This window comes from Kitasatospora sp. UYEF31 (assembly GCF_057291755.1).
In genome coordinates this window covers 1-9,096 of the sequence record NZ_JBXAWK010000108.1, presented here as the reverse complement: position 1 = coordinate 9,096, position 9,096 = coordinate 1, and the positions used below count along the sequence as shown (strand labels likewise).

9 protein-coding genes and 2 pseudogenes are annotated in these 9,096 nt (G+C 65.8%); 5 read left to right on the top strand and 6 right to left on the bottom strand.

What is annotated here, in order from left to right; all coding sequences use genetic code 11:
• Positions 1-104: 104 nt before the first annotated feature.
• The 6 genes and pseudogenes from AC0Z36_RS28860 to AC0Z36_RS28835 form a co-directional block, all read right to left on the bottom strand.
• Positions 105-866: a glycosyltransferase family protein gene (locus tag AC0Z36_RS28860; RefSeq protein ID WP_485466026.1), complete on the bottom strand. Its 762-nt coding sequence runs from the start codon at positions 864-866 to the stop codon at positions 105-107.
• A 1-nt stretch (position 867) separates the two neighbouring features.
• Complete coding sequence (locus AC0Z36_RS28855; RefSeq protein WP_485466025.1) at positions 868-2,142, bottom strand: N,N-dimethylformamidase beta subunit family domain-containing protein; 1,275 nt, start codon at positions 2,140-2,142, stop codon at positions 868-870.
• A 560-nt stretch (positions 2,143-2,702) separates the two neighbouring features.
• Complete coding sequence (locus tag AC0Z36_RS28850; RefSeq protein WP_485466028.1) at positions 2,703-2,936, bottom strand: HAD hydrolase-like protein; 234 nt, start codon at positions 2,934-2,936, stop codon at positions 2,703-2,705.
• A 9-nt stretch (positions 2,937-2,945) separates the two neighbouring features.
• The gene (locus tag AC0Z36_RS28845; RefSeq protein ID WP_485466024.1) at positions 2,946-3,374 is read right to left on the bottom strand and encodes a hypothetical protein; all 429 of its coding nucleotides are present in this window, start codon (positions 3,372-3,374) and stop codon (positions 2,946-2,948) included.
• Complete coding sequence (locus AC0Z36_RS28840) at positions 3,307-3,753, bottom strand: transposase (protein WP_485466027.1); 447 nt, start codon at positions 3,751-3,753, stop codon at positions 3,307-3,309. Before AC0Z36_RS28840 ends, AC0Z36_RS28845 begins: the two co-directional genes overlap by 68 nt.
• Before the next feature lie 269 nt (positions 3,754-4,022).
• Positions 4,023-4,286: pseudogene (locus AC0Z36_RS28835) on the bottom strand (IS6 family transposase); the annotation flags it as partial.
• 394 nt (positions 4,287-4,680) lie between these two features.
• Between AC0Z36_RS28835 and AC0Z36_RS28830 the strand changes: the two are divergent.
• From AC0Z36_RS28830 to AC0Z36_RS28810, 5 genes and pseudogenes are all read left to right on the top strand, one after another.
• The gene (locus AC0Z36_RS28830; RefSeq protein ID WP_485466023.1) at positions 4,681-5,997 is read left to right on the top strand and encodes a M28 family metallopeptidase; all 1,317 of its coding nucleotides are present in this window, start codon (positions 4,681-4,683) and stop codon (positions 5,995-5,997) included.
• 923 nt (positions 5,998-6,920) lie between these two features.
• Positions 6,921-7,112, top strand: a complete 192-nt coding sequence (locus tag AC0Z36_RS28825) for a hypothetical protein (RefSeq protein ID WP_485466022.1) — start codon at positions 6,921-6,923, stop codon at positions 7,110-7,112.
• Complete coding sequence (locus tag AC0Z36_RS28820) at positions 7,109-7,615, top strand: hypothetical protein (RefSeq protein WP_485466021.1); 507 nt, start codon at positions 7,109-7,111, stop codon at positions 7,613-7,615. The genes AC0Z36_RS28825 and AC0Z36_RS28820 overlap by 4 nt, the downstream gene beginning before the upstream one ends.
• Before the next feature lie 4 nt (positions 7,616-7,619).
• On the top strand, positions 7,620-8,003 hold the full coding sequence (locus AC0Z36_RS28815; protein ID WP_485466020.1) for a GntR family transcriptional regulator: 384 nt from the start codon (positions 7,620-7,622) through the stop codon (positions 8,001-8,003).
• Between the two features lie 25 nt (positions 8,004-8,028).
• Positions 8,029-8,583 (top strand): annotated as a pseudogene (locus tag AC0Z36_RS28810) (IS6 family transposase); the annotation flags it as partial.
• Positions 8,584-9,096: the final 513 nt, after the last annotated feature.

Below are 9,096 nucleotides of genomic sequence, written 5' to 3'. Positions count from 1 at the left end.
ACTCCAGATCCGGCACCCGACGATCCAACCACACGCCGCAGCAGGACCTCACACGCCGTCACGGAAACGCGTCCTGCATCACGCTCCGATTACCCACTGAATGTTTACAAATGGACCTCAACGTTGCCTCCGCTGCAAGGGCTCACCGCAGCGAAGTCTTCCGAGCGCACGTAGATCCGTAACCGGCGATCGGAAGACCCCGAGCGGAAGACGTCCGCCAGAGCGAAAGCCGAGGACTGCGGGCCATGATCGAAGTAGCGCGAGAAGTACGCAACCGACAACGTGCTCTGCGTCGGCGTCGCCGCGCGGATGGATTTGGCGAGGATCGGCGGTATCACGTCGACGACAGATCGCGGAGATGCCATCGGCAGGAACGAGCACACGAAGGATCTCTGCACACGTGGCATGAACATGCGCAGGCGCTTCCGCTCCACAGCCTGTCGGTAGGCACCCAACGGAGGCAGTTCGAGGTGGCGGTACTTGCTCTGTTGATCCACTGAGACCAACGGACGGCCGAACCCGTACGCCAGCCAGGCACTGTTGGGCTCGTAGTCGGTGACGAATACGTCGGGGACCCCGCTGGTTCGTAACCGGTTACGGATGAAGGCGTGTTGGCGGATGCCGTCAGGTGTCCGGCGGTAGTTCGCGGCGATGCTGGTTCCCACGGGTAGGCGCGATGGCGTACCGACAAGCTGGGGCAGCCATCCTTCCCACGTGGTGAACCCGAGCCCACGGAAGTACGCCAGACCGGTGCCGCTGGTCACGATCTGTACCTCGTGTCCCCGCGAACGCAGAAGGGAGGCGAACTCGCCCCGTCGGACGCCATGTCCCATACCGATGCCGTTAACGCCGATCAACACGCGCACGTTAGTTCCTCCGGTCGCAGGAGAGATAAGTGATCACGTTGCGGGTGATGGTTTCCACGCACGGGTCATGCTCGAGTGCCCGAGGCCAGTCGGTCGTAGCTGCGGTAAAGACGGTTCCGCCTCGGGTATACAAGCCGAACGTCGCGGCCCGCTGTCGGCCCGCCTCGTCGTTTGCGCTGAACTCCCAGCCATGCACGGGATCTTGGGGAAGTTCAGCAACTCCGAGGATCGTGAAGTCGACTGGTGTCCCGTCCGTCCCCGTTGGTCGGGCGCGGCCTGTCGCGTCTCGATCAAACCGAGCACCGTCGCATTCGTATCCCACCAGCGCATGCTCGGACCCCAGCACGTCTCCGTCGGACAGTCCCGTGCCCGCGAACGCCCAGTGGGCGGTGTGCTGGACGGCGTATCCGATCGGTGCGCGTGTACCGATCCAGTGCCCCCCGCCGTTGCGGTAGCTCACACCGGTCAGGGTGTTCTCTGGTTCAGACTCCCACCATTTGTCGGGGGAACGACGAAGGCTGTCCGGATCGCCGCCGGCTGACAGCGGCGGGTACTTCTCGCAGCAAACCGTCGTACTGTCCTCCGCGATGCGCACCTGCCACCAACAGGTGTTTGCAGCGAAGTTCGCGAGATTTCCGCCGCTGTCGCGGAACCTCTCGGTATGGCGGCGGACATCCTCTGTCCAGTACTCGTCGTGCCCGGCGGACAGGAGCAGACGGTAACCGTCGTCCAGGTAACGGCCTTCGTGGAGATCGAGGTCAGTGCAGTAGTCACAGTCGATGCCGTTTGCTTCGAGCCAGGCGATGAATGGGGCATCCCAGTGAGCGAACGTCTGACGAGGCGTGCCGAGATCATGCGCGTCCGGCAACCCTTTCACTGGGCCACCAACCCCGCCTCCCGGCCTCCGAAGGTTCACACGGGCGACGCCGCCGTCCCGGGCGGTGCCCAAGGGGTCGCCAAGCGGGCCGTACAGGCTCGCGCCGCCGCTCAGGTTGTAGGCGTGGTACGTGAGGATGGGGACTTTGTACAAGACATCGGTCTTGCGCGGTCCCTGACGCTTAACAACCACCAACAGGCGGGCAGTTCGCGCATCCAATTCAGGAACATCGATGCCTGGATCCGTCCCTGCGAGGTGCTGCGAGCCCGGCGTAAGTACCACGATGTAGACGCCGGACGGCCAGTCAAGGGGTATCGGGAAGTTAAAACTTGGCCACTGCCAGTCTTCGTCATGGCGTCGGGGCTCCCCCGGCTTTCCGGGCCACACCGCACTCCCCATCAATTGCGGCCTAGACCCCGAACGATAGATGTCGGCCCGAAAGACTGCGGCCGTCGTCGCTACGTGCAGCGCGAGAACGCCACCGGCGGTTACGCTCGGCCTCGATGGATACCCGTCTATGACCCAAGAGTCCGTATCGTCGGCCACGACGAAGCTCAGGCCATCGCCTGAGGTCCGGCACGTAGGCCGCAGTCTCGTGCATCCTCGGGCGCGTGGATCAGTGGCCATGCCTTCGACGCTCCCGTCGCTTTAAGCTCGAAACCGATCGCCTTTCACCTTCACGTGATCGCTGATCGTAACCTGACGATCACTGCCTTGGGGATTTTCGTTGAACTGCCGTCAAGTTGACTGAAGATCGACGGCCCAGAGTGACGACGCCACACAGCCAAGCGACAGTTGGTTCAAATTTCGTCACGCCATTACGACTGCGCATTCGATGAAATCACCAAGGAGAGCCAGCCGTTCGCTGCCGGTCGACGCGGGACGCCGTTGAAACCAGGTGTCAGTAGACCGAGAGCGACGAGTCTTGGGCGTAAGCCACCCGTCAACAACGCGTCCGCTCAGGTGTCCCGCGCACATGCGTGGATAGCGTCGAGGAGCGCGCCGGTGTCGGTGAGGTCGTCGAGCACAAGGTCGGCCCCGTCCAACTGTTCCCGGGTAGTGGTCCCGGAGGCAACGACAAACGCACCGCCTTCATAGCCGGTTCGCACGTCTTCGAGGGAGTCGCCGACGATGACTGTGCTGGCCCGATTGAATACAGCGCCGTACCGAAGGCACCCGTGCTGCTGGGCGATGGCGACCAGTCAGGATCGTTCGGAGTCAGCGGGGGTGTCCCCAGTCAGGTCCGGCCAGGCGGGCAACGGCAGTTCGACGTGTGTGCTGGCACGGACGAGCAATGCGTCGGTGCAGCGGTAGAGCGGGTGGTGGTTCGCGGAAGCCATAGGCCCTCCCTTGTCGTGAGACTCCTCGGTGGCCGGGGCCGGCCCGTGGACGGCGATGACCAGGTGCTCTTCCTCGACCGCCATCCGGACGTCGAAGTCCGGGGAGAATCTCCATGCGTGGAGGGCACAGTTCGCTGCCAGCTCGCTCAGCACGAGCAGGGCGGTGTCCACCGCCGGGTGGTCGCGAAGGCCCCAGGGCGACTCTGTTGCGCAATTCCCGTGTTCATGCAGCGAGTTGGGTGTGGAGTCGTGCGAGTCTGCTGGTTCGGGCAGGGTGAAGCGTGGGGTCACGCCAGTGTGCGTCGAGGCGGATGACGTTGACGGCGGTCGCGGAGAAGGCGTGCTGGAGGAGGGTCTTGGGCAGCCCGCGGTAGCGGGCGTGGCGGAGGCCGGTGACGTCCAGGGCCTGGTTGATGGTGCCCTCGACGCCGGCGCGTAGGGCGTACTTCTTCTCCCAGTCGGGGGCGTTCTGGTCCCGGTGTGCCTGGCGGAGGGTGTCGTGCGCGGCGTGGGTGGGGCGGACCGTCAGCGTCCGGAAGCCCCGTTTGGAGGTGGTGCACTGGTCACGGACGGGGCAGGGGCGGCAGGTGTCCTGGGAGAACTCGACGACGGCGTCCTGGCCGTGTTGACGGCAGGGGAACCATCCGTGACTGGTCCGGCCCTGGGGCAGGTGGCCTTGCGGATGTCCCAGTCGATGGCGAAGGCGTCCTGGCGGTAGTCGGCGGGGGCGTCCTTGCGGGACCCGCCGCGCAAGAGTGGGGTGACCAGGGTGGTGCCGTGAGCGGCGGCGGCCTGGACGAGGGCGGTGGAGGGGTAACCGGCGTCGAGGTATTGCTCGGCGGGAGTGAGCCGCCTTTCGGCCAGGCGCCGGCCGATTCCGGCAGTGGCGGTGCTGTCCGGGGCCGCGGCGTGGGTGGTATGGACATCGGTGATCAGGTCACCGTTGACCTTGATGAAGACCTCGTCCAGATGCCACATGTCCCCGGGCCGCGGGCGACGGCGCCGCAGCGCGTTGGCGTAGTCCTGACCGAACTTCAGAGTCCACCGGCGGATCGCCTCGTAGGACACGATCACGCCGCGCTCGAGCATCAGCTCCTCGACCTCGCGGAAGCTGAGCGGGAACCGGAAGTACAACCACACACAGTGCGAGATGACCTCCACCGGGTACCGGTGCCCCTTGTGCGACGGCGGCGTAATCGACACGAGCGATCCCCTCCCCGCACGACCAACCCCAAGATCATCCCACCCCCGTCAGCCAACGTGACAACACCGTCGGCGGTGATGGAGGAGCGCCGCTTGCAGTCCAGGTTCACCGTGGAAATGGACTGGACGATCATGTCCTTCGTGGTGCTGCCGTCGCGGAAGGTATGCGCCGTGTTCGCCGGGGGCACGTCTTTCGCATCCATCCCTCCAGTGTCCCGCGCCCCCTAGCCACGGGCTGGTCTGTCTATTTTCCGAACAGCGCTGACCGGATTCAGGTCTTGACGGGATGTCATGCTCTCGCTGAACATCAGGCTCGCACTGACGCACGAAGCTCACCAGTTCTTCCCCGCACGTTTCCGCACATATCCCCAGTACGGAATCCCGGAGTCCCCACATGAGCCTGTCCGTCTCCCGGCGTCTGGCCGCCGTGACCGCCCTCGCGGTCGCCGGTCTGTTCGCCGCCACCGCTCCCGCCGCGCTCGCCTCGCCGGCCTCGGTCGCCGCGGCGCCGACGCCGCCCGACATTCCGGTCGCCAACGTCAAGGCGCACCTGACGCAGTTGCAGTCCATAGCCAACGCCAACGGCGGCAACCGTGCCCACGGCAAGCCCGGTTACAAGGCCTCGGTCGACTATGTGAAGGCCAAGTTGGACGCGGCCGGTTTCACGACCACCCTGCAGAGCTTCACCTCCAGCGGCGCCACCGGCTACAACCTGATCGCCGACTGGCCCGGCGGGGACCCCAACTCGGTCCTGATGTCGGGCTCGCACCTGGACTCGGTGAACTCCGGTCCCGGCATCAACGACAACGGGTCCGGTTCGGCCGCCATCCTGGAGACCGCACTGGCCGTCTCCCGGTCCGGCCTCACACCCACGAAGCACCTGCGCTTCGCTTGGTGGGGCGCGGAGGAGCTGGGCCTGATCGGCTCGAAGCACTACGTCAACAACCTGCCGACCGCCGAGCGGGCGAAGCTCTCCGGCTACATGAACTTCGACATGATCGGCTCGCCGAACCCGGGCTACTTCGTCTACGACGACGACCCGACCATCGAGCAGACCTTCAAGAACTATTACGCGGGCCTCGGCATCCCCACCGAGATCGAGACCGAGGGCGACGGCCGCTCCGACCACGCGCCGTTCAAGACCGCGGGCATCCCGGTCGGCGGCCTGTTCTCGGGCGCCGACTACACCAAGACGGCGGCCCAGGCCCAGAAGTGGGGCGGCACCTCCGGTCAGGCCTTCGACCGGTGCTACCACGCCTCCTGCGACACCACGGCGAACATCAACGACACCGCCCTGGACCGCAACTCCGACGCCATCGCCTACGCGATCTGGAAGCTCGGGTTCGCCGTCCCGGTCCCGCCGGGGCCGTCCTTCGAGAACACGGCGGACGTCACCATCCCGGACTCCCCGGCCGCCGCGGTGAACTCGCCGATCACGGTCTCGGGCGTCACGGGCAACGCCCCGGCCACCACCAAGGTCGACGTGAACATCGTCCACACCTACAGCGGTGACCTGGTGGTCGACCTGGTCGCCCCCGACGGCACCGTCTACAACCTGCACAACCGCGCCGGCGGCAGCGCCGACAACATCGTCAAGTCCTTCACCGTCAACGCCACCTCCGAGGTCGCCAACGGGGTCTGGAAACTCCGCGTCAAGGACGTGGCGGCGCAGGACGTCGGCTACATCAACAGCTGGAAGATCACCTTCTAGCCGGTCGCCCGACCCGTTCCCGCTCAGCGCGCGCGCCCCCGCCGCCGGCCCGCACTCCTCGTGCGCGGCCGGCGGCGGCCAGGGCTGACAAAGGAACACCTGTGGAACTGCTCGCGGACCTCAGACACGGCACAGCAGCGGACGGACCGGCCGGGAGGCCGGTGGAAGTAAAACCCGGCGTCTGGCTGGCCAACACCAAAAATCGCCGCGCCAAACTGACGGACCAGCACCTAGTGTCGCGAGCTTGAGATCCATTTACGTTTGGCTTTGGTGAGGATCTCGTCGGCGGTCTTGGTCCAGATGACACCCTAACCAGCAACATGATCGACCGGACAGGTCCTAGCCGGTCATTCTGACGGAAGGACCCGGCGTCTCGGGCCATGCGGGCCACGCGGTCTGCCCGGTGAGCAGGGATCGGGATGCCTTCAGGGTGGCGCCCCTGCCGAAGGCCTCCGTCCGCCGCGTGGTCGAACGTACGGTCAGGAGTGGTCGCAGTCCGGCTGGACGAGTACACGGAAGCCTTCCCACGAAGCTCATATTGTTCTAGCATGAGTAGAACAACAAGAAATCACACCTGAGCCGCCTCTGCACGCGCATCCGTCGTTCAGGACAAGAGCTGCAATCGGAAGGTGTCCCCCGTGAACACCACCCCCGCCGGCCAGGGGAAGACGGTTGGCCCTGGCTACCAAATCGCCCTGTCCGCAGGCCCGTTCGTGACCGTAGCGATCATCTATGCTGGCGTCTTCGCCGCAAAATGAGACCAGCTGACGGGCCGGATCGCCACTCACTTCGACAGCAACGGCCCCGACGGCTACTCCGCGCCGATGGCCGCGCTCGCCTTCGCTCTCGACCTGTTCTTCGCTGAAGCTCTCCTATTCGCCGCTCTGGCCTACAAGTAGGGAGTGAGCTCTCGGGGACATCAGGTGAACGTGATGACAGCGTGGGCGGTGGCTGCCTTCACGGGAAATCTTTCTGTGGCGCTCCTACTGGCGAACGCAGCCGCATCTGACGCCCAGTTCGTCGATTTCGACCTCATGCCTCATCTGACGGTTGCGGTTGCCGCGGCTGGCCTCGCCGCCGCATTCGGGCTCGTCACATCAAGGAGGATCAAGTGAGCGCCAAGAACATTCCCAAACCGATCGAACTTGCCGCCGGAGAGCGCGCGGTATGGAACCGATTCGCCGGGCCTCGGTGGCTGGTGGTCGCTGGTGTGGCGGTCATCGGCGCCGGAGTCGCCGCCGCAGTCACGACAGACGACATGACCTGGCTGTGGCCTTCGCTGGTCATAGGTCTTCTTTCAACCATGGCCGGCACAGTACGTGCGTCGGTGAACGACCAGGGCGTCTCCATCGCCTCCGCAATCCCGCCAGTCCTTCGACGCCGGATCCCCTTGGTCGATATCCGCTTGGCCTCGACCCGGTGGACCTCCCTCGTTGAACTGGGCGGCCTCGGCTACCGCATCACGCCCGGACGCCGCGCCGTCGCTCTCCGCGGCGGCGACGCGCTGTGGCTTGACCTTGCGGACGGCAAGGAGTTCGTCATCACCGTAGACGATTCCACCGGTGCCGCCGGACTCATCAACGGGCTGATCGCCCGACGAGACCAGGCAGAACGGTGATGAGATGTTGGTGAAGGTCGATCCTGCCTCCCACGTCCCTTTGTCTGAGCAGGTTTCCGCTTCAGTGCGCCGCGCGATGATCGACGGTGGACTGCGGGTGGGGGACCGGCTGCCCTCCGCCCGGGAAGTCGCCCGCTCCCTCGGTGTGAACGTCCACACGGTCCTGCGCGGCTATCAATCCCTCAAAGCGGAGGGGCTGATTGATCTGAGGCCGGGACGGGGCGCCGTGGTGACGGCCGCGATGCCCCGTTCGCACGCATTGCTGGTGGAGAGTAGCCGTCAGTTCGCCATGCTCGTCCACGAGCTGGGCATGTCGGACGAAGAAGCGGTTTCGATGGTCCGAGCCAGCCTCGTCGCCTGCGGGTCCTCTTCCTCAGAGGCGCGCTGACGACGGACCAGCGTTGCCCCCAGCGTGGACTCTGAAGTTCGGTCAGGACTACGCCAACGCGCTGCGGCGCCCGCGGCCCGGGGACATGTGGCACCTGGACGAGGTCTTCATCAAGGTCAACGGTGAGCGGAAGTACCTCTGACGGGCGGTGGACGCCGACGGCGACGTCCTGGACATCCTCGTGCGGAACCGCCGGGACACGGCTGCGGCCAGGCGTTTCTTCAGGAAGCTGAGGAAGGTCACCCGCTCGGTGCCCGGGGTGGCGGTCACCGACAAGCTCCGCTCCCACGGCACCGCCCACCGGCAGGTCATGCCCTGCGTGGAGCACCGCTCGCACAAGGGCCTGAACAACCGCGCCGAGAACTCCCACCAACCCACCCGGCAACGCGAACGCGCCATGCAGGGCTTCCGCTTGGTCGGCGGGGCACAGAGATTCCTGGCCGCGTTCAGCGGCATCTCACCCCACTTCCGACCCCCACGCCACCTCATGACCGCCCCCGACCACCGCCTCGAAATGACCCTCCGCTTCACCATCTGGAACCACATCACCGGTGCCACCAGCCTGACGACAGCAGCCTGACTACAGCAACCTGACGACAGCAGCCTGACCCAGGACCGACAGTCGACCCCGGCATACCCTGACACGCCGTCAGACATCCCCACCCTCCACAACGTGACAGCGCCCCACGGACGGTTCTACATGTGGGGCCGTGGCTACCACTACACGGCCGGGTTGTCCTGGCGCTAACCGACCACCACTAACCGACCACCCATAACCCAGCACCGAACCGGCGGTCCCCGCCCCCGGCCGGAGGCCGGTACGGACGCGGCCGGCCCCGTCCCGGACCCCACGATGCGGGACGGGGCCGGCCGCACCGCGCACCGGTCGATGCGGGCACCGCTGCTGGCCCCGATACCGTTAGGAAACCGCCCCATGGACGACGCAGCACCGCAGCACTCGGAGGATTTCAAGTCCAGTGAGACGGTGACGGATCTATCGACCTGGGTCGTAATTAGGGTCGGGGCATCCTGGCATGGCTGGTCGGCTGGTGGGTGATCACCGCACGGCGGCGCGGTCGGAGACCAGGGAGCA